We start from the raw sequence: 22,926 nt of genomic DNA, 5'->3' as shown, positions 1-22,926 counted from the left end.
CGTAAAAAGAAAGCGGAAATAAATATGTAATAAAAGAACGGACACGTCATAATATTCCCGACGATGCGCTCGCCAAAAGCGAGAATGCAAACATTTCAGACTAACAGAAATCCTCCGTATCTTTGTTTACGATGAATGTAGATAAATTACTTGAACGCGCATTGAACTTTGAGTTCTTAAGTAAGGAAGAAGGAATATTTCTTTACCATAATGCAGCGACAGCAGAATTGACTTTTGTCGCCGATGCTTTGAGAAAGATACAAGTTCCCCATGGAAAAGTGACCTGGCAGATTGATCGCAATGTTAACACCACAAATGTGTGTATAGCGAACTGCAAATTCTGTAATTTTTTCCGTCGTCCCGGGCACCATGAGAGTTACATCACAGATATTGAAACCTACAAACAGAAAATAGAAGAAACTTTTCGCTATGGGGGAGATCAATTGCTTTTACAGGGCGGACACCATCCTGATCTCGGACTTTCGTTCTATACAACACTGTTTAAACAATTGAAAGAACTTTACCCTAACCTAAAATTACATTCGCTCGGCCCACCGGAAATAGCCCATGTATCCAAATTAGAGGGGCTCTCTCACTTAGAAGTCTTGACGGCCATGAAACAAGCCGGCTTAGATTCTCTTCCCGGCGCTGGTGCAGAGATTTTAAACGACCGTGTCCGTCGTTTAATCTCCAAAGGAAAATGTGGCGGTCAGGAATGGTTAGATGTTATGCGTGCGGCCCATCAGATTAATTTACCCACATCAGCGACGATGATGTTTGGTCATATTGAAACCATCGCAGAACGCTTTGAGCACTTAGTGTGGATACGGGAAGTTCAACACGAAAAACCAGCCGACGCTTACGGCTTTATCGCTTTTATTCCATGGCCTTTTCAAGACGATGGAACATTGTTGAAGCGTTTACGCGGTATAACAAGCAACGTAACCGGCGAAGAATACGTCCGAATGATCGCACTAAGCCGCATTATGCTTCCGAATATTAAAAATATTCAGGCATCCTGGCTCACTGTTGGCAAACGTACTGCACAACTTTGTTTGCATGCTGGTGCAAATGATTTTGGATCAATCATGATCGAAGAAAACGTGGTATCGGCCGCTGGAGCACCTCATCGGTTCACCTCGACATCCATACAGGAAGCTATTAAGGAAGCTGGATTTGAACCGCAATTACGTACGCAGAAATACGAATTTCGGGAACTTCCCATTATGGAAGAACAAGTTATTAACTACTAACATCGTTTAACATGAAGGATATCCTATTAAATATCGAGGCAGCTATCTTCGCGGCTGAAGAGGGCATAGGCGCCCAAGAATTAAAACAGATACTTCAAGACGTTTTAGCTATTGATATCAATAAAGACGAGGTGGTTGAATTGGTAAAAAAAATAGCAGAAAAATATAACGATGACGATCAAGTGTTTGCATTAAAGGTAATAAATGGTCAATATCAATTCCTCACGAAGGAACGGTACCATGAAATCGTCAATCAATTACAGGCACACAAAGATCGAAGGAAATTAAGTCAATCGGCGTTGGAAACGCTCGCTATTGTTGCCTATCGGCAACCCGTCACTAAATTGGAAATAGAACAGATACGTGGCGTCAATTGCGATTATTCCATACAACGATTACTGGAGAAAAAGCTTATCCAAATCGCAGGCAAGGCAGATACCATTGGAAAACCCCTACTTTACGGTACGAGCGATCAATTTATGCAACACTTCGGAATCAACTCTTCGAAAGATCTGCCACAGTTAAAAGACATTATTACAGAAGAGAATAGTATCGGAGAAAGCCCCGAATAGCCTTCGCCCACTTTAACACATTGATTTACAATTGATAAAAAAATAAAAAAAATTTAAAGTTAGAAGATTCTTGATTATTTTTACGCTTAGTAACAAACAGTAGATTTATCATTTTTTTAACACGAGAAGACTATGATGCAAGTGGCAGAACAAGATGTTTTAGTTGATGAGATCATTAACTTTAACGGTCCAGAGGATGATGCAGATGATGTCTATGATGACGATTTCGAAATGGACGAGATCGATTCAATTGGGGAATTTGAAGATTTTGATGATGATGATTTCTAATCGCTAATCAATACTATAACCTATTGAATAGACAACAAAAGAAATTAGTTAATGTACGAAAAAAGGCAGTGTAAACACTGCCTTTTTCGATTTTATGCAGAAATGGTAATCTTACGATTTTTTGTGCAACTGCTCATAAAGATCAATTACCTTCTTTTGTAGTTCGATCACTTCCGTCTCCCGCGTCTGTAATTTCTTACTTAATTCGTTAATCTCATCTTGAATCTGTTTTTCTTCTTCAGAATCTGTCGTAGATAAAAGTTGAACAAGAGACAAACCAAACAATTTGGAGATTTGATTCAATCTAGAAAGATTAACATCGGTAATTCCCGTTTCAATTTTTGAAAAAGCTGGAATAGAGATATCCAAGCGTTTCGCAACATCTTCTTGACTCCACCCCTTTTGGTGTCTTAGCAGACGAATTTTTTTTCCTAAAGCATTCATAGATAAATTGTTTTCTTATTCCAAAAGTAATAAAAAAAATATTAAAGAAAAACGCCGCGATAAAATAATTAATAATTTTTAAAAAACTTATCCGAAAAGCTGACTACGTTTATACTGTTATGATTAGGCGATAGCATAAACAACAAATTGAATCCCAGTGATTTAAATCGCTCGAGATAAGTCTCTAAAGAGGGCAAATCTGTCAAAAATGTCAAATTCTGATGATTAAACACTTCGGCAATTTCAGTTTCTAAATTACCTATTAATATATTTTTCTCCTTTATAGCGTCCTTATTTACAAGAACAACCGCGTAATCAGATTCATCCATTGAACTCCTGTACTGATTAAGAAAATTTTTATCAAGAGCATCATAAGGGTTTAACTCTATAATAGTAACCAAACCTTGCTCTGGAAATTGCTCTTTAACGGCATGAATACTCGTTTTTAACTTGTAAGAAGAAAAGTTAAAATCTTGATAAACAACGCTTTCATTATCGCTTGCTACAAATTCTAGATAGCGTATAGAACTCTTAAAATCCTTGATAGCCTCGTAGAACTCGACACGTTTGACCCCAAGCCACTCACATAAAGTATACGCTCCAGCAATATTAGAAAGATTTAATTTTCCGAAAACCTGTAGTGGAATACGCTCTTCGCCCAGGTGTAAGTAAGTAACACCTTTGTTGATCGAGTATTCCGGCAATTTGTAACCGTGCCGATTAATCTTGCAATCGGCCGTATCTTCTACAATCTCTCGTAAGTTATTATTATCTTTATTATAGATAAGGGTTCCTTTGGCACTTATGGTATCCACAAAAGTTTCGAATTGTCGAAAATATTCTTCTTTTTGAATACTTATTCGACTCTCATTCCACTCCACTCCACTAATTAATGCGATGTTTGGATGAAAAAGATGGAATTTCGAGCGATGATCGATTGGCGACGCATAATATTCGTCGCCTTCCAATAAAATCAACTTATTATGAGTGGTCAATTTCACCAACGAATCGAATCCTTCTAGCTGTGCACCTACTAGATAATCAAAGTCTCTTCCCAACTTTTTAAGCACATGCATAACCATACTCATGATCGTTGTCTTCCCGTAAGTTCCGGCAACAACCACACGCGTTTTATTCATGCTCTGCTCATAAATAAATTCAGGAAAGGAATAGATCTTTATATTTAGTTCTTGTGCCTTTAATAGCTCAGGATTATCTACATCGGCGTGCATTCCTAAAATAACGGCGTCGATATCTTCCGTGATCTGTTCAGGGAACCATCCGAGTTTGGCGGGTAACAATCCTATTTTTTTTAACCTCGATTTCGAAGGCTCTACAATTTGATCATCGGAGCCACTTACTTGATGCCCCTGTCCAGCCAAAGAAATGGCTAAGTTGTGCATTACCGCACCTCCAATGGCAATAAAATGAATGCGCATACCTAAACGACCTTTATAAACTTTGCCGAACACCAATTGTCCGACACTTTTTTACTTTCGAAAACAAATCCGATCGACGATGCCTTCTCTATCAGCAGAGTTAAGTCTTCCCCCTCGTAGAAACCACTCATGTAAAGTTCGCCGCCCTGTTTCGTACTAACACTGTATTGATCCAGTTGATCGAGCAGAATATTCCGGTTGATATTCGCCAATATAGTGTCGAACACGAGTCCTTCCAACAGCTCTTTAGAACCGAGTGCTGACCGGATTTTATCTATGTTGTTAAGGAGCTTATTCTCTTCCACGCTCGCCACACAGATATCATCATAGTCCACAGCCAAAACCTCGCGTGCACCACGCTTCCTTGCGAGCAACGCTAGAATCCCTGTACCACATCCCATATCCAAGACCGATTTTCCGTCGAAATCATTCTCCAAAATAAACGAAAGCATCATCGACGTAGTTTGGTGATGGCCAGTACCAAATGACATCTTCGGATCAATAATGATTTCATAAGGCAAATCGGGCTGTGCTTGGTGAAATGTCGCCCGGACATAACATAGGTTATCCACAATTATCGGCTGGAAATTACTTTCCCACAATGTGTTCCAGTTTTGATCTGCTAGATCATGTATTTCATAGGATACATCAAATCCTTGCGTATCATGCAACAAGACGGTCTCCAAAGCTTGTATATCAAGTTTTGCCGTTGGAATATAAGCGGCAAACCCTTGATATACATCTTCGAACGTGTCGTAACCAATCTCTGCTAATGAGGAGACCAATAGGTCTTTCTGCCACTCCTCAATAGTTAGAGATGTAAATATAACCGACGAATATTTCATCTATTACGTGTTAAAGACCTTTACGATATCCAAAAAGTCGCGAGATTTCAAAGAGGCACCGCCGATCAAACCGCCGTCGATATCAGGTTGAGAAAACAATTCCTTAGCGTTACCCGGATTCGCACTTCCGCCGTACAAAATAGTTGTATTATCTGCGATTTCTTGATTGTATTTATTTGCGATAGCCTCGCGAATGTACGCATGTACTTCTTGCGCTTGTGCTGGAGTAGCTGTTAACCCCGTGCCAATGGCCCAAACTGGTTCATAAGCCAATACTACTTGACCGAAATCTGCATTCGACAAATGGAAAACACCTTTATCAAGCTGGGACTGAATAATCTCAAAAAAACGTTCATTTTCTCGTTCTTCTATCGTTTCCCCGATACAGAAGATCGGTTTAAGATCGTGCTTTAAGGCCGCATCCACTTTCTCAGCTAGTAGTTCATCCGTTTCTCCGAAATAGGCTCTGCGCTCAGAATGCCCTAAAATGACATAGGCAGCACCAGTAGATTTCACCTGACTAGCTGAGACTTCTCCGGTATATGCACCTGACTCGGCCTGATGTATATTTTGCCCCCCCACCGTGACATTCTTGACAGGAGCGGCTAGCTTAGCAAGAGAAGATAGATGTATCGCTGGACTGCATACGATTACCTCTTGATTTCCCACCACTTCATCTTTCACCATATTTACAATTTCCGAAAAAAGACTAAGTCCTTTCTCATAATCCAAGTTCATTTTCCAGTTTCCTGCTACAATGTTCTTACGCATAATCGTTATTTTTTTGTTTTGGTTGATATAAATTTTTCTCGTTCTTGCGCTGTTATTTGAAAAACCTCCGCCAATACCATGGTATGCCCGGCGTCGAAATCTCCCCTTTTCAGAGCTGCTCGCGCATGCATCATGGTTTCAAACTTCCTCCAGTCATAGGCCTCCTTTTTCTGATCCGTTATCCAAGAGAAGTCTGCCACAAATTTGGGAATAATATTTGACATTGCAACCTGCGCCCCCACGCCTATTACACATCCCGTAGTAATTGACGAATTGATGCCACACATGGAAAAGTCGCCCATAAACGTTCCCACTTTGGTTATTCCCGTCGAACGCCAGCCTCCCACACCATAATCATAAACTTTGACGGCCGACCAATTGTTTTGCAAGTTAGAATTACTACTTCCTGCACCGATATTACAGCCCTCGCCTATCACTGCACACCCAAGATATCCATCGTGCCCTTTGGCACAATCCCCCCACATAACGGTGTTGTTTACCTCTCCTCCAACAGTCGCCCCCGGGCCAATCGTCACGTTGGAATACAAACGAGTGCCCATTTTGACACGAGCGTTCCTTCCGATCGAAATCGGCCCTTTTAAATGCGCACCTTCTTCCAAGATAGCGCCATCATCAATGTAGATCGGTCCTTCTGTTGTGTTCAAGGTGCAACATTTCATGTCAACCCCCTCTCCCACAAAGAGCTGGTCGCCGAATAACACATTGGAGTTATCTATCAATGCAGATGTTTTTCCTTCCGTCAGCAATACATAATCAATACCTAACTGCACACGGTTTTTTAGAAAAATATCTTCCAAATAACGGATCTGTTCTACCTCTCCGTGAAACATGACCTTCTTCAATTTGGAGATGATCCGCTCGTCATCCCAAATCGCGATCTTATAAGCGATCCATTCAGTTCCCCGCAGTAGAACGCTACCTTCTTCCAACTGTTTCAAGGCCTGTACCAATTCTAAAGATGGACAAATATTGGCACGGATAGCTAGATAAACATCCGCCTGTCCTGGAGCTTGGAATTTTTGAGTAAGATAGCTAGATGTGTAGAAGCTCGAAGAAGCCTCTAAAAAAAGTTGCCATTTTTCGCGTAGCGTCAGAATACCTACCCGAAGATCGCCTACCGGCCGTGTATACACAAATGGCAACAAATGCTCTCGCCAAGCGGCGCGATCATATAAGACAACTTCCAGCATAGATAGGGGCAAAAATACATAAAAAATCCCGATAAGAGAACTTACCGGGACAAAGTTACGTGCAGTAGCTGTTACCTTACTTTTTGTTGTAACGGCTACGGAATTTATCGATACGTCCTGCTGTATCAACCAATTTCATTTTACCAGTATAGAATGGATGAGACGTATGAGAAATCTCTAATTTTACTAATGGATATTCATTACCATCCTCCCAAGTAATAGTCTCTTTTGTATCTACACATGATTTAGTTACGAAAGCGTAGTCGTTAGACATATCTTTGAAAACAACTAATCTGTAGTTTGATGGATGCAAATCTTTTTTCATTTTTATCTTATGATTACGTATATTCAACAATCGAGGTGCAAAGATAATTTTTATTTTCAAAAAAAACAAAACAATAATTATCCACACATATTATTTTATGCACAATCAGTATATTTCCAAGGCACAAAGGTAGCTATTAACAACGAAACTTTTTAAAGCGGTCGTGGATTTCAGGCAATTATTCCTTAATTTTTGCTCCATCGTCACTTTACACTGGGCTTTTTTTCCTACTTTTGCAGTCTTATTTAGCATATTACATATTAACAATGAGTACTGTATTATCCGAACAGGAACAGCAACGCAGGCTAAACCTCCAAGCGATTATTAATTTGGGGATTAATCCTTATCCTGCCGATGAGTTTGAAGTGAATGCTTCTGCTGCAGATATTTTAGCGAACTACGAGAGAGATAAACTAAACTACAAGAACATCCGTTTGGCTGGTCGCATCATGAGCCGTCGTGTAATGGGGAGCGCTTCATTTATGGAGCTTCAGGATTCCACCGGTCGCGTACAAGCATACGTCAAACGAGACGACCTGTGTCCTGCGGAAGACAAAACATTATATAACACAGTATTTAAAAAACTGTTGGATATTGGTGATATTGTGGGTGTGGAAGGATATGTATTCACCACACAAACTGGCGAAATATCGATCCATGTGGAGAAGCTCAATATTTTAACAAAATCGCTACGACCGCTTCCCATCGTCAAAGAAGCAGATGGGAAGACTTTCGACGCTTTTACCGATCCCGAGCAACGCTACCGTATGCGTTACGTAGATTTGATTGTTAACCCGCAAAACAAAGATATTTTCGTTAAACGAACGCGTTTGTTTAGTGCCATGCGTGAATTTTTCAACAACGCGGGCTATATGGAAGTTGAAACACCGGTTTTACAATCTATCCCGGGCGGTGCCGCTGCACGTCCTTTCATCACGCATCATAACGCACTAGATATTCCCTTGTATTTACGTATTGCAAATGAACTGTATTTAAAACGTCTTATTGTTGGCGGATTTGAAGGAGTCTATGAGTTTTCGAAAAATTTCCGTAACGAAGGCATGGACCGAACACATAATCCCGAATTTACGGCAATGGAAATCTATGTGGCCTACAAAGACTACAATTGGATGATGGATTTCACGGAGCGCTTGTTGGAGCACTGTGCACTAGCTGTCAACGGAACAACAAAAGCTGTTTTTGGCGAACACGAGATAGATTTCAAAGCACCTTACCCACGCGTCACGATGGCGGAAGCGATAGAACGTTTCACCGGTTTCGACATCATCGGAAAAACAGAGAACGAAATTCGGGAAGCAGCTAAGGGCATGGGAATAGCTGTCAATGATACCATGGGCAAAGGTAAGTTGATTGATGAAATATTCGGCGAAAAATGTGAAGGCCACTATATACAACCTACCTTCATCACCGATTATCCGATTGAAATGTCGCCTTTGACGAAAAAACACCGGGATAACCCGGAACTTACCGAACGTTTCGAATTGATGGTATGTGGAAAAGAGATTGCAAACGCGTATTCCGAGTTGAACGATCCAATCGATCAGCGAGAACGCTTCGAGGATCAGTTGCGTCTATCCGAAAAAGGAGACGATGAAGCGATGTTCATTGATCAAGACTTCCTCCGTGCATTGGAATACGGAATGCCCCCGACATCCGGTTTAGGAATAGGAATGGATCGGTTGATTATGTTCCTGACGAACAATCCGTCGATTCAAGAAGTCCTGTTCTTTCCGCAAATGCGTCCGGAAAAAGTTGCGAAAGTAGCATCCGATGAAGACTATATTGCGTTGGGTGTCCCCGCTGCTTGGATTCCGGTCTTGCAGAAAATGGGATTCAACACCATAGAAGCACTAAAGGAAGCAAACCCAAATAAAGTATTCAATGACCTGGGCGGGATGCGCAAAAAGATGAAATTAGATGTAATTATGCCGAGCAAGGAAGAGGTGCTTGCCTGGTTCAGTTAATAATTCATTTACTTCTATTTTAAAACAAACCAGTAAAAGCGGCCAACTTTCGTACGGCCGCTTTTTTATTTTCTTATTATTTTTTTCGTGTAGACAGACTTTCCTATAGAAAGATCCTACATGCTGCGAAGAAGACCTTTGCAAATTTGACTCACTAATGCAGGCCCCTCATAGATGAATCCGGTATATACTTGGACCAAACTAGCGCCCGCCTGCAACTTTTCAATAGCATCCGCTGCAGAATGTATGCCACCGACACCAACAATAGGAAATGCTCGATTCGAACGCTCCGATAGATATCGGATAACCTCCGTAGAACGCTTGGCTAAAGGCTTGCCACTTACTCCTCCCGTCTCACTGGCCAGCGCAGAATCACTCTTCAACCCGGTTCGGGAAATGGTTGTATTGGTAGCAATTACACCCGCAATTTTTGTCTCAGTCACGATTTCTACGATATCGTCAAGCTGAGGATCAGTTAAATCAGGAGCTATTTTCAACAAAATAGGCTTGGGTTTATACCTTGCGTGGTTTAAATCCTGCAACGTATTCAAGATCTTCTTTAATGGTTCTTTTTCCTGTAAATCTCGTAATCCGGGGGTGTTCGGCGAACTCACATTTACGACAAAATAATCGACGTATTCAAACAGGGCATTGAAACAATAGATATAGTCCTGTACAGCCTCGTCGTTAGGGGTAGTTTTATTCTTACCGATATTTCCGCCTATAATCAGATCTTTACGATCTTTTAATTTTTGTAACCGTCCAGCTGCTACGTCTGCTCCTTGATTATTAAATCCCATTCGGTTTATCAGCGCTTCATCGGCTACCAAACGAAACATACGAGGTTTGTCATTTCCGGGTTGTGGACGGGGCGTCACGGTTCCAATCTCGATGAAACCAAACCCTAGACCCATCATGTCTTCAATATATTCGGCATTTTTATCAAACCCCGCCGCCAAGCCAACCGGGTTCTTAAATGTCAAACCAAAAACCTCTCTGTTTAGACGAGGATCTTCTACCGTATACATGGATTTTAGCAGCGACTTTGCTCCCCATATTTTATTAAATCTATGAAGCCCGCCCGTGACTTGGTGATGCGCCGTTTCGGGGCTCATTGTAAAGAATAAAGGTTTGACCAGTTTGTACATATCTGCAAAGGTAGCCAAAGAAGCAGAAATATTCGTTACTTTTGTAGCCAAATGATATCAATTAATAATTTAACATTCGAAATAGGCTCTCGCGCTTTGTACGAGGAAGCCAACTGGCATATTAAACCTGGAGACAAAGCTGGATTAATTGGCGCTAATGGCGCCGGAAAGTCGACACTATTAAAATTGATTGTTGGAGATTATACGCCAACATCGGGCTCAATCTCCATGGCAAAAGATTTGAAGATAGGGTACCTCAATCAAGATCTCCTTTCTTATCATTCGGATAAAAGCATTTTACACGTGGCCATGGAGGCGTTTGAACGTCAAAACCAACTCCATGCCGAGATCGAAAACCTTCTCAAAAAACTGGAGACGGACTATTCGGACGACATACTGAACAAACTAAGCGATAAGCAAACCGAATTTGAGGCGCTGGATGGGTATAACATCGAGTTTCGTGCGCACGAAATTTTGGCCGGTCTTGGTTTCTCTGAAGACGAACAGCTTCGACCGTTAGCTACGTTTTCCGGCGGATGGCGGATGCGTGTCATGCTTGCCCGGATACTGCTACAGACACCCGATATCCTTTTACTCGATGAGCCAACCAACCACTTAGACTTACCCTCAATCAAATGGTTAGAAACATATTTGCAGTCTTTTGAAGGCTCCATAGTCATTGTGTCGCACGATCGTTATTTCCTCGATCGTATCATCAATAAGACGGTAGAATCTCGCAAAGGAAAACTCACCGTCTATGCCGGAAACTATTCGTTCTATCTGGAAGAAAAATCGCTGCGGGAAGAAATTCAAAGCAACCAATATAAAAACCAACAAGCTAAAATAAAACAAGAAGAAAAGCTGATCGAGCGTTTCCGCGCCAAGGCCAGCAAAGCTAAAATGGTGCAGTCCCGCATTAAGGCATTGGACCGCATGGAGAAAATCGACGATATTGACGATGACAATCCGGTCGTTAATTTTAGCTTCAAGTTCTCTAAACCATCCGGACGCCATGTCGTTACACTGGAACATGTATCCAAATCATATCCTAATCTAGAGATTTTAAGAAACGCCAGTGCTATTATCGAAAAAGGGGATAAAATTGCGCTCATCGGTGCGAACGGAAAAGGAAAATCTACTCTTTTGCGCATTGTTGCAGACGCAGACACGGAATATCAAGGAAAAAGCACAAAGGGACACAATGTGTCCCAAACCTTCTTCGCCCAACATCAGCTTGAAGCACTTCACCTAGAGAATAGCTTATTACAAGAACTTGTCGCTTTCGCACCCAAACATACCGAAACGGAATTACGTTCCATATTGGGGTGTTTCCTATTTACAGGAGATGATGTTTTCAAGAAAATTAAGGTGCTTTCCGGCGGCGAGAAATCGCGCGTTGCTCTTGCTAAGGCACTAACCGCCGACGCGAATTTTTTGGTGCTGGATGAGCCAACAAATCACTTAGACATGGCATCAGTCAACATCCTAATCCAAGCGCTACAACAATATGAGGGTACATTTATAGTCGTTTCCCACGATCGTTATTTCTTGGATCATGTCGCAAATAAGATATGGTTTATTGAAGATAAAGACATCAAAGAATACCCCGGAACATACGAAGAATATGAAGAATGGAATGCAAAACGTCCCGTCAGAACAGCGTCTAAACAGGAGAAAAAAATAGTTAAAGAAGAACATAAAAAAGAAAAAACCGCACCTAGTGAGGACAAGAACCGATTGTTGCAACGAAAACACAAAGAACTCGCCCAGATAGAAGCAAAAATTACGGAAGTCGATCAACTCGTCACGATATTAGAAACAGACTTAGCGAACGAGATGATTTACTCGGATGCTCAAAAACTTCAGGATGCTACACGAAGCTACAATTCGACAAAAGCAACACTCGAACAGCTGCAGTTGTCTTGGGAACAACTGGCTGAGGAGATTATGGAACTCGAAAATTAATCAGCTCCTCCACACGTATAACAAAACGAAACATGAAGATTATCTATTTCATCACATTTTGGGCTTGCCAGATTGTCTCCAGTATCATTTTTAAGTATGGAGGGATTCATCCCAAATACCATTGGATTGCTTTAATCGTTGGGAACATCATTCTGTTATCGGCAAGTTGGGTGTTGATCCAATTGTTTAAGTCGGTCTCCCAACCTATTGTCATCGCCTTATGTTCAGGTGGAACCTTCCTCACCGTTCAGTTTGCCATGGCTTTATTTTTTAAACAACCGCTGTCTTGGATACAAATCGTTGGATCTCTTGTTATTGTTTTGGGGATGGTTATGGTTACCTTCGGCGATAAGGGAGCTGCTTCCACCCCCTAAACAATCATCGCGTACGGTGATCGCGACGGGTATTTTGATTTCTTGGAAATAATGCAGAACTTGCTTGCATTAACTACGCAGCTAACTGTATTTACGTCTATGAGCCTCAGAACCGTATTTGCTTTCGCACTTAGCCTTGTGCTATTACAATCTTGCAAATTAGGACGTTTTGTCTATTACAACTATGCGAATATAACCGATTACCGAATTTTCCCTTCTCGGCAAATCCTAGCTCCTGAACGGGCTTTCATATTTCCGACTGCTACACGACAAAAGATTCCAGCTAAAATAAATCTTGGCCATCAAGAACATGATCTAGAAAGATTCCTAAAAGATCACCATACCGTTGCCTTCCTCGTTATACAACACGATAGTATACAATACGAAAATTATTGGGATGGCTATTCCGAGGAATCCATAGTGGCATCATTTTCCATGGCCAAATCTATCACATCAATACTTATAGGAATTGCGCTCGACGAAGGATTGATCAAATCCGTAGACGAGCCTATAACCAACTATATCCCCGAATTGCGGCCAAATGGCTTCGAAAACGTCAGGATACGTCACTTATTACAGATGACTTCCGGTTTAGACTTCAATGAAGGATACGCTAACCCATTTGGCCATGTCGCCACATTTTATTATGGCACTAATCTGCGCAAAGCAATATCTAAACTGCAACTTAAAGACGCACCCGGCGAAAGCTTTCGCTATACCAGCGGACAAACCCAACTACTGGGACTTGTACTTGAACGAGCATTAAAAAACCGTACGATAAGTGCGTACCTGCAGGAAAAAGTATGGCAACCTTTAGGCATGGAGTTTAATGCATCCTGGAGTCTGGACCGAACGGAAAACGGTTTAGAAAAAACGTTTTGCTGTATAAATGCCCGGGCACGTGACTTTGCAAAATTGGGTAGGCTTTATTTAAAGAATGGAAATTGGAACGGAAAGCAAATTGTATCCGAAAAATGGGTAACAGAATCAACAAAGCAAGACTCTAGCGATGGAAGTGCGTGGTTTTACCAATATCAATGGTGGCTCCCAACAAAAAATGGGGACTTTCTAGCAGATGGGCTTCTCGGCCAATATATCTATGTCCACCCCGAAAAGCACCTCATCATTGTCCGTCTAGGTAAAAAGACAGGAGAAGTCAACTGGGAACAGTTGTTTCCACAGATCGCTGCTTTGTATTAGTTGGATGTGTACTAAGCGCATGGTTTTCAGCACCAACCGGACGCAGGAAGTTAAGATGGACAGTCTCTGATCGAGATATCAATCTTTTTGTCTGACAAGCAAGAAAAGATCCTTGTCCAAAACCAAATAGCCGTAATCATAAATAAACGTGTAGACCTGACCTTTGGCATTTGAAAACTGATTTGTAAAATATGCAAATTCCAGCCCTTTGGCCAATAACTTCTCACGGGAGATTTTCAGCATCCTTTCGCTACCCAAAAGCTCCTCTAGAATTCGTCTATTTTTTCGCAATATCCCGTTTACCCGCCGTATCAGGTCATTGGAAACACTATTTAATTTGTTATTGTACGCATTTCGACAACCATCATCACAATAACGTTTGTCCGAACGTCCTTTGAGGGGGCTACCACATGTTAAGCAAAATCGTTGTTCCATAATTTATTCATTTGCAAACGCTTATAATTACTTATAATCGTATCTAATTGGTTAACTACCGACTCCCCCTTTGAGTCTTCGCAACTTTGAATTAGCAATCAAAACGATTGACGATATAAATTTAATACAAAGTATACTGATTTACAATTAAAATTTAACATTATGAACACGTTAGTTAATGCAGTCCAATTGATTGGACGTTTGGGCGGAGACGCAGAGATCAAAACAACCACGCAAGGAACAAGGGTATCGAATGTTCGATTCGCCACCAATGAGTACTCCAAAAACGGTCAGGGCGACTGGATCGAAATTACGTATTGGCACAACCTGGTGTTTTGGGGAAAACTTGCGGACAAACTCGAAAAAAACAAAAAAAAAGGAACTAAGTTGATGATTCAAGGTTCGCTCATTTATCGGGAATACGTCGACGTCCATAACATTAAACGCGAAGTTGTCGACATTCGAGTGCAACAATTTATGGTATTAGAGGGGCCTAATGCACCGAAAAAAATTGCTTCAGGTGATGAGCAAGAGGCAGAAGAACTCCCATATTGATGGTAGCAACTATAAAAAAGCCGCCATGTTCTGATTCATGGCGGCTTTTTTTTTAACCCCTTGCATCTACTCGCCAATTTTCCATCCTTGAAGATCTGCCAGTTTCTTAGGAATGTCCGTGTTTTCCATTTTATGGGCAAATAGTTCCGAACCCACGCCTATCGAGAAAACAGGAATATAAGCGGCAGAATGATTTCCGGATGCCCAACTGATCGAACCTGCTTTGTTCAATATTTTAACAGCTTCTGAAGCCAGTTTATCATCGTTCGCATACAAACTTTTCGCAGTTTCTTCCTCGTGATTTACAAAACTCTTCTGAAAAATTCCCTTCAACATATCCTCGTCCTTCATCGTAATCGGAACAGCAGAAAACAAGCCTAGATGATTGCTCAGTAATGTTTTAACCTGCTCCCATTGCACCTCGCTTTGCGCTGTTCGTAACTCGTTCAACAGTTTGGACAGCGCAGTTTGCGATACTTTTTGATTGGCCAGTATCTTTGTATTCAGCCTGCTGCTTCCGTTGCCAATGGCAATTCCTCCCGTCTCGTGATCAGCCGTGACAATAATCAACGTTTCTTGTGGATGCTTTTGATAGAAATCATAAGCTCGTTTCACGGCCTCATTGAAATCAAGAACTTCTCGGATAGTTGTGGTTGCATCATTGGCATGAGACGACCAATCGATTTTCCCTCCTTCCACCATAAGGAAAAATCCCTTCTCATTATTCCTAGTCAACGATTCGATGGCTGCATCTGTGATTTGAGCGAGATTCAAATCGCCTGCTTGTTGATCAATCGCATATTTCAGTGATTCCGAGTCAGAGCCTTTTACATTCATGAGAATCGTTTTGTTTGCCTTGTTCTTTACAGCTTGATAACCGTCCTGTCCATAAGCTAATGTATACCCTGCTTGCTCAAATTGAGGATATAAAGACGGCGCACTTTCTTTCTTATAGGTTTGATCCGGACGTAAAAATCCTGCTCCACCAAAAAAATCAAAGTTTGATTTCAGAAGATCCAGACCGATCTCGTAATACATGTTACGACTCGGCTGGTGAGCATAAAATGAAGCCGGGGTAGCATGATCTATACTCACCGAGGTCGTTATACCAACCTTTAATCCGGCTTCTTTCGCCGCAAACGCAATACTTTTGTAGGAAACGGTTCCCGCACTGTCCATTCCCAAAACGCCATTCTTTGTTTTTTTGCCCACAGCGAGGGCGGTACCCCCCGCAGCGGAATCTGTGACACCGTGTGATAGCGAGTAAGATGTCGCAAAAGTTGCATGGGGGAATGTAGAAAAGACAAGCGGAAATACCGTGTTACGATCTTCCTGCGCAGCTAAAAACACCTCCGTAAGATTGATTTGGTTAAGTCCCATACCATCGCCGATCATAAAAAAAATGTACTTAGGCCTTTGTTGTGCGGATACGGCTTGCGTAAAAATTAAAAAAAGATAAAAAAGTAAACTGGTTCTCTTCATTTCAAAAGTTTTTATCCGGTAAATATACGATGTTCATATAAACTCAGTGTTAAGGTTACAATGAGAAAGCAAAAACAAAAGATACTACAAATTGTTCAACTAAACGAAACTATAATCGGAAAGTTATGAAAAACATACTGATTGATGCGACCGAAGCGCTCTTCACTCCGGACATGCTGAATAAGATCGCCATGAATGTTCAACAAACACCCGGCGATGTTAAAAAGGGGTTGGATTACATAATCCCGACGGTATTGTTAGCATTACAACGAAAAGACCAACAAACACTCCATCTTATCGTAGATCGCGCGAAATCAACTTTCGGTGGGTTCGATGCAGGCAATGTCTTCGACAATGGAGACTCCACCTTAGAATATATGACAGCACCTCACCTGTTGCACGACGAATTACAGCAACAGATTTTCGGTGGGAATGCACATATTATTTTTGACACACTACAACATGCTATGGGCGTTCCTGCACATGCGACAAACGTATTACTGTCCGCCACCCTTCCCGCTGTATTTTCGGTTCTGTCACGAGGAGGATCAGATTGGCGGTCCGATCACATCCGTAACGTTTTACAGGATAATCAATTAGGCATTCAAGATGCGTTATCACCCGATTTAAATACCTTAACAGTAGATACCCGCATGGATCATGGTATGCATACAGGTGTGCCCCCCGTCACAGTCGCAGATGCCATCATCGACCCCACACACACTTCTCCCCGACAAGGATCTGACAACAGGCAATCCATTGTGCACACTCCTGAGACGGTGGGCAAGCAACAGCGCCGATCAAATGTATGGTGGATCATCGTTCTAGGACTTCTTATAGCGGCATGGTTTTTCTTTGGCAGAGGATGTCAAGGTAAAAATGATCCAAGCACCGAACGGGACACGCTCCAAAACCAATAGCGGTAAAGCATCGCAGGCTATCCTTAAATCCCTACACGAGGTGTCAGCGATAAATCCTATTTTTGTGCCGATGACCACACAACAACACAATATGATTATCGGCGATTTTGAGAAGTACATGCATCATGTCCTTCTGCAAAAACGTCCCTTTACTTTAGAAACCTTCGTTTCTTTTGCAACTTCATTAACTAACTTTTACAGCGGTAGCCAACTTATTGATACAGCTGAGCGAAAAGATACCGCATTGATACTCAGCAAATCTTTTAACAAAGGGATGGGCAACCGAATAACTGACGCCGATTTAGATCAATTATCCGAACTAATTATTTCCGATCCGACACTTGACTATTCGATATTAAATCCTATATTTGGATGATTTTTAAGGGGGATTAGCTCAGCTGGCTAGAGCGTTTGGCTGGCAGCCAAAAGGTCATCGGTTCGACTCCGATATTCTCCACAAAGCTTGGACAACGATCCAGGCTTTTTTTGTTAATACAGGTGCTACACCAACAACCGCCCAAGCCGTCAATAATTAATTCAGTCCTGTTCTGTCCACACGAGCCTATCTACCTTGTATCCACATTGACGCGCATAATTCAAATATCTCTCCTTGATTTCGTCTGGAATTTGCTTGCTACGGGAGAGTATCCACATATAATCTAGATTTTCGCCAAATACCAGTGCATAATCGTAATCCTCATCGATCATCACAACGTTGTATCCCGAATAAAATGGTCCAAAGAAAGAGACTTTTAACGCTCCTTCATCCTCGTTTCGTATAAATTTAGCTTTGCCGATACTTTGCTTATACTTTTCCTTGACCATATCGTAGCCCTGATTAAGCACTTTTATACTGCCTTCGTCATCCAACGAGTAAGTTGCCATTACGTTTTTTAGATTCTTTTCCCAATAAAAGTCAATTCGAGCGATCTCATACCAATCACCTAAATATTTCTCTTTTTTAAACCCTTGCACTACAGGTACCGTTGACCGAACAGGCTTTAGTATGTTATAGAGTGTCGTTCCAGCCGCTACGGCAGTCAATAACAAAAGTGATTTTTTCTTGTCCATCATGCTTAAATAACAGTTAGATCTAAGCAAAGTTTGTTTGTAAATTAATAGTTTTGAAAAAAAAAGCACCTTGTACTCGAAAGAAGAAGCAAAAAAACTAAAAGAAAAATTCTGGACCAGCTTCGGGAAATTCATGACGTTGGTACCGAACAGTGAAGGCCAAAAAATTAATTGGATCAACTATAAAACGGGGGTCAAACATATTTACTTCCGCATGGAAGTAGATAATAAATATGCGTACATCTATATAGAAATTTCTCATCCGGATAAAGATCTACGCGAATTGATGTATGAACAGTTCCTGACATATCAGACTGTTCTCCATCAAGAGTTGGCTGAACAATGGATATGGGATCCTGTATATTATGATATACACGGAAAAGAAACCGCTCGTATCAGTATGCACTTGGACGAAAAGATTTCTGTGTTTAAACCGGAAGACTGGCCAACACTCATTTCTTTCTTCAAACCTAGGATTATCGCCTTGGATGCGTTTTGGTCAACGGCAAAATATGGCTTCGAAATATTTAAGTAAGAAAACGACCGATTAAACGTATGAAGTTTTTTAATTTTGCCCAATCGTTAAAAATGAGATATATGAACAATATTGTAAAACTTGCTTTTATTTGCATTCTTTTTATGCAACATCAATGGGCAAGTGCATGGGGAATGACCGGTCATCGCGTTATTGCTGAAATTGCCGAAAACCACCTCAGCAAAAAAGCCAGAAAAAACATCAAAAAAATCATCGGTAACCAGAGATTAGCTTATTGGTCAAACTGGGCAGACTTCATTAAATCAGATCCGGATCCGGACCTAAACAGTACCGGTTCTTTCCATTTTCTGAACACAGCCGCTAATTTAGATTTTCAACAGTTTATGAGTGAGCTGTCAACGTCCCCTGATAACAATCTCTATAAATCGTATGTACGGATTAAAGAAGAGGCAAATCGAAAAAACCTCTCCTTAAAAGAGCAAAAGCAGAATTTGTATTTTATTATACATTTGCTCGGTGACGCCCATCAACCCATGCACGTCAGCCGCGCCGAAGACCTCGGCGGAAATAAAATCGAAGTAGAGTTCTTCGGGAAGAAAGCAAATATCCACCGCGTTTGGGACTCAGATCTCGTAGACAATGAAAAATACAGTTACACAGAATACGCTCGAGTGTTAGATATTTATAATAATGCATATTACCGGCAATATACAAATACCAACTTCGAACAGTGGCTGTACGAGTCGCATCAGCTTGCTAATCTGATTTACGATGCGGTAGCTGAGAATGCAAACCTTCGTTATGAATATATCTATCGCTTCAAGTATAAGATGGAAGAATGCCTCCTAAAAGGCGGCATTCGCCTCGCGCACGAGCTAAATGACATATACGGCCGGTAGTACTGTCTGAACTATAAAAAGCGCTTTTTTCTTGTGTTGGAAAAAGGCGCTTTTTTAACCTATGCTCGTTTAAAATTTCGTAGCTTGCAATACATAGCAATAAATAAGCCATGGATCAGATACCTTATTTGGACATCAACCGGAAATCATGGAACAACCGTGTGGAAACACACGTTCAATCCGCATTCTATAATGTTGACGGCTTTAAACGGGGAGCCTCCTCTTTAAACGAAATAGAGCTCGCATTGTTGGGCGATGTTACCGATAAAAACATTCTTCATCTACAATGTCATTTCGGGCAAGACAGCTTATCTTTAGCACGATTGGGGGCGTGTGTCACGGGCGTCGATTTATCAGACAAGGCGATCGATGAGGCCATCGATTTGGCAAGGGAAATCCAGGTTTCCGCCGAATTTATCTGTTGCGACATTTACGAGCTTCCTAAAAATCTGCATCAAACGTATGATATTGTGTTCACCAGTTACGGAACCATCGGTTGGCTGCCAGATATACATCAATGGGCTTCCGTAATAGCACATTTCCTAAAACCTGGTGGAAAGTTTGTATTTGTAGAATTTCATCCGGCGGTGTGGATGTTCGACGATAACTTTCACGAGATAAGTTACAATTATTTTAACACGGGTCCCATTGTGGAACAGGAGGATGGAACCTACGCAGATCGCAACGCTCCGCTGCAGCAATCCTATGTGATGTGGAACCATAGTATAGGTGAAGTTCTTAGTGGTCTACTCGCCAATCAACTTCGGCTGACAGCCTTCCAGGAATTCGACTATTCACCGTACAATTGTTTTAAACACACAGTGAAAGTAGCCAAGGATAAATATCGGATAGCACATCTCGACAATAAGCTACCGATGGTATATGCTTTGACGGCAGAAAAAGCTACGTAATAATACGTGGATTAGCTTTATTCGCATAATGCTGCGCGATGATTGTGACAATGAGGATCTGAAATGCATGAAATAGCATGAGCGGCAAAAAGTATAGACCGGCACTGCTCGAATGTGCAAAAAGAAACTTACTAAAAACCGAACCGTGCGTCAGCGACTTCTTCGATCCACAAAATAAAGCCGTTACCTGATCGGGTGTATTAAATCGCAACACGCGCTTGGAAAGCACATAAATGATCAAATAGGCGACAGCGAATAGTGCTACCACTAGCAAAAATACGAAGAAGATATAGGTCGTCCCTACCTGATCGAAAATACCGCTTTCAAAAGACTCTGCAAAACTTCCATACACGATCAATAAAATAATCAATTTATCAAAGCTTCCCAGCTGCTTTCCATACCGAATCACCCAATTACCAAAATAGCGCTGCAACAACATCCCTAATATAACCGGAATGACGATCTCTCGTACCAATCCAACATATACGTCTGAAAGGACATCTATCTCTCCCACGTCTAAAAAAAACTGCATCCATAACGGGGTGACTATCACACCAATTAAACCCGAAATGCTGGCATTAAAAATAGCTGCCGGAATATTTCCGCGTGCGATTGACACCATGACAACAGAAGAAGACACCGTCGAGGGCAAGGTCGTCAAAAAGAAAAATGAAAGCCAAAAATCAAAATGTATCTCATTATGAACCAATGGATAAAACGCCAACACCAAAAGTGGAAACAAAATAAACGTAGAGCTTTGGACAAGTACATGCAAACGCCAGTTCTGCAGCCCTTCACGCATCTGCCTAAAATTCAGTTTCAGACCATAGAAGAAAAATATCAACGAAATGCCGACTGTTGATATTCCAGACAGGATCTCTCCGTCCCTCCATTGGTACAATTGAGGAAAAAGATAGGCCAAAAGGATAAAAAGGAACAGTGCAACAATAAAGCCGTCAAATCGTAATCTCATGTGAACGAAGATAAGCTTCTTTCAGCACATATCACACGGATTGACAGATTTCCCAAAATACGCGTCCATTGTTTCTTTTTTATCAAAATTTCGATGTGATAAATGAAGAGTATATAATATATTTGTAATATCATGAGTACGACATCATATTTATCCGATAGGATTAACAATTTATCCGAATCGGCGACCCTAAAAATGACCAAACTAGGTCGTGAACTTGCTGCCAAAGGCATCAACGTTATCAGTTTAAGTGTGGGAGAACCAGATTTCAATACGCCTGACCACGTAAAAGAAGCTGCAAAGAAGGCATTGGACGAGAACTATACACGTTACTCTCCGGTACCTGGCTATCCAGATCTACGTCAAGCGATTGTCGATAAATTGAAAAACGAGAATGGACTTAGTTATGATCCATCTCAAATTGTTGTTTCTACGGGAGCGAAACAATCCTTGTCCAATGTCATTCTTACATTGATCAATCCTGGCGATGAGGTGATCATTCCAACTCCGTATTGGGTTTCTTATTCAGAGATGGTCGTACTTGCAGAAGGAAAATCGGTATTTATTGACACCGATATCGAATCCGACTTTAAAATCACACCGCAACAATTGGAAGCGGCCATCACACCGCGTACTAAATTGTTTATGTTCTCTTCCCCATGTAATCCAACAGGGTCCGTTTATAGCAAAAGTGAACTGGCGGCATTGGCACAAGTGTTTGAAAAGTATCCTAACATTTTTATCTTGTCGGACGAAATTTACGAACACATCAACTTTGTAGATAAACATGAATCTATTGCACAATTCGATGGCATTAAGGACAGAGTGATCATCGTAAATGGATTTTCTAAAGCGTATGCCATGACCGGATGGCGGTTAGGGTACATCGCGGCAAACAAAGAAATTGCTGCAGCTAATGATAAACTCCAAGGACAAACTACCTCTGGTACGTGCTCAATAGCACAACGCGCAGGTATTACAGCATATAACCAAGGTTTAGAAAGTGTAAAACTTATGAAAGAAGCCTTTCTACGCCGCCGGCAGCTTGTGTATGACCTACTGAATGATATTCCAGGTGTAAAAACAAATCTACCGGAGGGTGCTTTCTATTTTTTTCCTGAAATAAGCTCTTTCTTTGGAAAAAAAGATCCTCATGGGAATGTGATCAAGGACTCTGCTGATCTTGCGTTGTACTTGTTAAACGAAGGGCATATTGCCACCGTTGGCGGCGACTCCTTTGGCAACAACAACTACATCCGTCTTTCTTACGCGGCATCTGACGAGAATCTAAAAGAAGCTTTACGTCGCATGAAAGACGCATTAGGCAAATTGGTATAATTTGCTTCTAATCATAATGCAACATG

At 41.3% G+C, this 22,926-nt stretch carries 25 protein-coding genes and 1 tRNA gene; 15 read left to right on the top strand and 11 right to left on the bottom strand.

The features are described 5' to 3' along the window. Positions 1-131 precede the first annotated feature (131 nt). The 3 genes from ACFSR5_RS01295 to ACFSR5_RS01285 all read left to right on the top strand — a co-directional run bounded on the left by ACFSR5_RS01295 (position 132) and on the right by ACFSR5_RS01285 (position 2,113). Complete coding sequence (locus ACFSR5_RS01295) at positions 132-1,253, top strand: CofH family radical SAM protein (RefSeq protein ID WP_380899899.1); 1,122 nt, start codon at positions 132-134, stop codon at positions 1,251-1,253. Between the two features lie 11 nt (positions 1,254-1,264). Then, positions 1,265-1,825 carry an SMC-Scp complex subunit ScpB gene (scpB, locus tag ACFSR5_RS01290; protein WP_380899897.1) on the top strand — a complete coding sequence of 187 codons (561 nt, stop codon included), beginning with the start codon at positions 1,265-1,267 and terminating at the stop codon, positions 1,823-1,825. A gap of 132 nt (positions 1,826-1,957) precedes the next feature. Further along, on the top strand, positions 1,958-2,113 hold the full coding sequence (locus tag ACFSR5_RS01285; protein ID WP_380899895.1) for a hypothetical protein: 156 nt from the start codon (positions 1,958-1,960) through the stop codon (positions 2,111-2,113). A 111-nt stretch (positions 2,114-2,224) separates the two neighbouring features. On the opposite strand, the gene ACFSR5_RS01280 is transcribed toward ACFSR5_RS01285, so the two are convergent. The 6 genes from ACFSR5_RS01280 to ACFSR5_RS01255 form a co-directional block, all read right to left on the bottom strand. Further along, positions 2,225-2,557: a helix-turn-helix domain-containing protein gene (locus ACFSR5_RS01280; protein WP_380899893.1), complete on the bottom strand. Its 333-nt coding sequence runs from the start codon at positions 2,555-2,557 to the stop codon at positions 2,225-2,227. Between the two features lie 68 nt (positions 2,558-2,625). Then, positions 2,626-3,996: a Mur ligase domain-containing protein gene (locus ACFSR5_RS01275; RefSeq protein ID WP_380899891.1), complete on the bottom strand. Its 1,371-nt coding sequence runs from the start codon at positions 3,994-3,996 to the stop codon at positions 2,626-2,628. Positions 3,997-3,998: 2 nt separating this feature from the next. Further along, positions 3,999-4,841 (bottom strand): 50S ribosomal protein L11 methyltransferase, encoded by an 843-nt coding sequence (gene prmA / locus ACFSR5_RS01270; RefSeq protein ID WP_380899889.1) that lies wholly within the window; start codon positions 4,839-4,841, stop codon positions 3,999-4,001. 3 nt (positions 4,842-4,844) lie between these two features. Then, entirely contained in the window at positions 4,845-5,612 is a 768-nt protein-coding gene (gene tpiA, locus ACFSR5_RS01265; RefSeq protein WP_380899887.1) for a triose-phosphate isomerase, read from the bottom strand. Between the two features lie 5 nt (positions 5,613-5,617). Continuing rightward, positions 5,618-6,823 carry a putative sugar nucleotidyl transferase gene (locus ACFSR5_RS01260; RefSeq protein WP_380899885.1) on the bottom strand — a complete coding sequence of 402 codons (1,206 nt, stop codon included), beginning with the start codon at positions 6,821-6,823 and terminating at the stop codon, positions 5,618-5,620. 76 nt (positions 6,824-6,899) lie between these two features. Further along, entirely contained in the window at positions 6,900-7,148 is a 249-nt protein-coding gene (locus tag ACFSR5_RS01255; protein WP_093096812.1) for a type B 50S ribosomal protein L31, read from the bottom strand. Positions 7,149-7,414: 266 nt separating this feature from the next. Here ACFSR5_RS01255 and lysS point away from each other — a divergent pair, with 266 nt between their 5' ends. Then, on the top strand, positions 7,415-9,133 hold the full coding sequence (gene lysS, locus ACFSR5_RS01250) for a lysine--tRNA ligase (RefSeq protein WP_380899883.1): 1,719 nt from the start codon (positions 7,415-7,417) through the stop codon (positions 9,131-9,133). 116 nt (positions 9,134-9,249) lie between these two features. On the opposite strand, the gene ACFSR5_RS01245 is transcribed toward lysS, so the two are convergent. Beyond that, on the bottom strand, positions 9,250-10,281 hold the full coding sequence (locus ACFSR5_RS01245; RefSeq protein ID WP_380900303.1) for a quinone-dependent dihydroorotate dehydrogenase: 1,032 nt from the start codon (positions 10,279-10,281) through the stop codon (positions 9,250-9,252). A gap of 51 nt (positions 10,282-10,332) precedes the next feature. On the opposite strand from ACFSR5_RS01245, the gene ACFSR5_RS01240 reads away from it, so the two are divergent. The 3 genes from ACFSR5_RS01240 to ACFSR5_RS01230 all read left to right on the top strand — a co-directional run bounded on the left by ACFSR5_RS01240 (position 10,333) and on the right by ACFSR5_RS01230 (position 13,820). Further along, the gene (locus ACFSR5_RS01240; RefSeq protein WP_380899881.1) at positions 10,333-12,246 is read left to right on the top strand and encodes an ABC-F family ATP-binding cassette domain-containing protein; all 1,914 of its coding nucleotides are present in this window, start codon (positions 10,333-10,335) and stop codon (positions 12,244-12,246) included. 32 nt (positions 12,247-12,278) lie between these two features. Then, positions 12,279-12,620 (top strand): hypothetical protein, encoded by a 342-nt coding sequence (locus ACFSR5_RS01235; RefSeq protein WP_380899879.1) that lies wholly within the window; start codon positions 12,279-12,281, stop codon positions 12,618-12,620. A 99-nt stretch (positions 12,621-12,719) separates the two neighbouring features. Continuing rightward, positions 12,720-13,820 (top strand): serine hydrolase domain-containing protein, encoded by a 1,101-nt coding sequence (locus tag ACFSR5_RS01230; RefSeq protein ID WP_380899877.1) that lies wholly within the window; start codon positions 12,720-12,722, stop codon positions 13,818-13,820. Positions 13,821-13,898: 78 nt separating this feature from the next. On the opposite strand, the gene ACFSR5_RS01225 is transcribed toward ACFSR5_RS01230, so the two are convergent. Then, positions 13,899-14,255, bottom strand: a complete 357-nt coding sequence (locus tag ACFSR5_RS01225; RefSeq protein WP_380899875.1) for a hypothetical protein — start codon at positions 14,253-14,255, stop codon at positions 13,899-13,901. A 162-nt stretch (positions 14,256-14,417) separates the two neighbouring features. On the opposite strand from ACFSR5_RS01225, the gene ACFSR5_RS01220 reads away from it, so the two are divergent. After that, positions 14,418-14,810, top strand: a complete 393-nt coding sequence (locus ACFSR5_RS01220; RefSeq protein WP_380899873.1) for a single-stranded DNA-binding protein — start codon at positions 14,418-14,420, stop codon at positions 14,808-14,810. A 66-nt stretch (positions 14,811-14,876) separates the two neighbouring features. Here ACFSR5_RS01220 and ACFSR5_RS01215 read toward each other — a convergent pair whose 3' ends face one another. Continuing rightward, positions 14,877-16,292, bottom strand: a complete 1,416-nt coding sequence (locus ACFSR5_RS01215) for an alkaline phosphatase (RefSeq protein WP_380899871.1) — start codon at positions 16,290-16,292, stop codon at positions 14,877-14,879. A 125-nt stretch (positions 16,293-16,417) separates the two neighbouring features. Between ACFSR5_RS01215 and ACFSR5_RS01210 the strand changes: the two genes are divergently transcribed. From ACFSR5_RS01210 to ACFSR5_RS01200, 3 genes are all read left to right on the top strand, one after another. Beyond that, positions 16,418-17,212: a DUF937 domain-containing protein gene (locus ACFSR5_RS01210; RefSeq protein ID WP_380899869.1), complete on the top strand. Its 795-nt coding sequence runs from the start codon at positions 16,418-16,420 to the stop codon at positions 17,210-17,212. Continuing rightward, positions 17,172-17,588, top strand: a complete 417-nt coding sequence (locus tag ACFSR5_RS01205) for a hypothetical protein (protein ID WP_380899867.1) — start codon at positions 17,172-17,174, stop codon at positions 17,586-17,588. Before ACFSR5_RS01210 ends, ACFSR5_RS01205 begins: the two co-directional genes overlap by 41 nt. A 7-nt stretch (positions 17,589-17,595) precedes the next feature. Beyond that, positions 17,596-17,669, top strand: a tRNA-Ala gene (locus ACFSR5_RS01200). Positions 17,670-17,749: 80 nt separating this feature from the next. Here the strand turns inward: ACFSR5_RS01200 and ACFSR5_RS01195 are convergent. Then, entirely contained in the window at positions 17,750-18,286 is a 537-nt protein-coding gene (locus ACFSR5_RS01195; RefSeq protein ID WP_380899865.1) for a lipocalin family protein, read from the bottom strand. A 67-nt stretch (positions 18,287-18,353) separates the two neighbouring features. Between ACFSR5_RS01195 and ACFSR5_RS01190 the strand changes: the two genes are divergently transcribed. The 3 genes from ACFSR5_RS01190 (at position 18,354) to ACFSR5_RS01180 (ending at position 20,589) form a co-directional block, all read left to right on the top strand. Then, a complete protein-coding gene (locus ACFSR5_RS01190; protein WP_380899863.1) occupies positions 18,354-18,818 on the top strand; it encodes a DUF4268 domain-containing protein in 465 nt (154 codons plus the stop codon). A 62-nt stretch (positions 18,819-18,880) separates the two neighbouring features. Continuing rightward, a complete protein-coding gene (locus ACFSR5_RS01185; RefSeq protein ID WP_380899861.1) occupies positions 18,881-19,678 on the top strand; it encodes a S1/P1 nuclease in 798 nt (265 codons plus the stop codon). A gap of 110 nt (positions 19,679-19,788) precedes the next feature. After that, positions 19,789-20,589 carry a class I SAM-dependent methyltransferase gene (locus ACFSR5_RS01180; protein ID WP_380899859.1) on the top strand — a complete coding sequence of 267 codons (801 nt, stop codon included), beginning with the start codon at positions 19,789-19,791 and terminating at the stop codon, positions 20,587-20,589. On the opposite strand, the gene ACFSR5_RS01175 is transcribed toward ACFSR5_RS01180, so the two are convergent. Further along, on the bottom strand, positions 20,582-21,562 hold the full coding sequence (locus ACFSR5_RS01175) for a bile acid:sodium symporter family protein (protein ID WP_380899857.1): 981 nt from the start codon (positions 21,560-21,562) through the stop codon (positions 20,582-20,584). The two genes, ACFSR5_RS01180 and ACFSR5_RS01175, sit on opposite strands and share 8 nt — an antisense overlap. A 132-nt stretch (positions 21,563-21,694) precedes the next feature. Here ACFSR5_RS01175 and ACFSR5_RS01170 point away from each other — a divergent pair, with 132 nt between their 5' ends. Then, a complete protein-coding gene (locus tag ACFSR5_RS01170; protein WP_380899855.1) occupies positions 21,695-22,900 on the top strand; it encodes a pyridoxal phosphate-dependent aminotransferase in 1,206 nt (401 codons plus the stop codon). The last annotated feature ends 26 nt before the right edge of the window (positions 22,901-22,926 follow it).

It is taken from the genome of Sphingobacterium suaedae, from assembly GCF_042684625.1.
GTDB lineage: Bacteria > Bacteroidota > Bacteroidia > Sphingobacteriales > Sphingobacteriaceae > Sphingobacterium > Sphingobacterium suaedae.
This window is presented reverse-complemented; position numbering and strand designations above follow the sequence as displayed.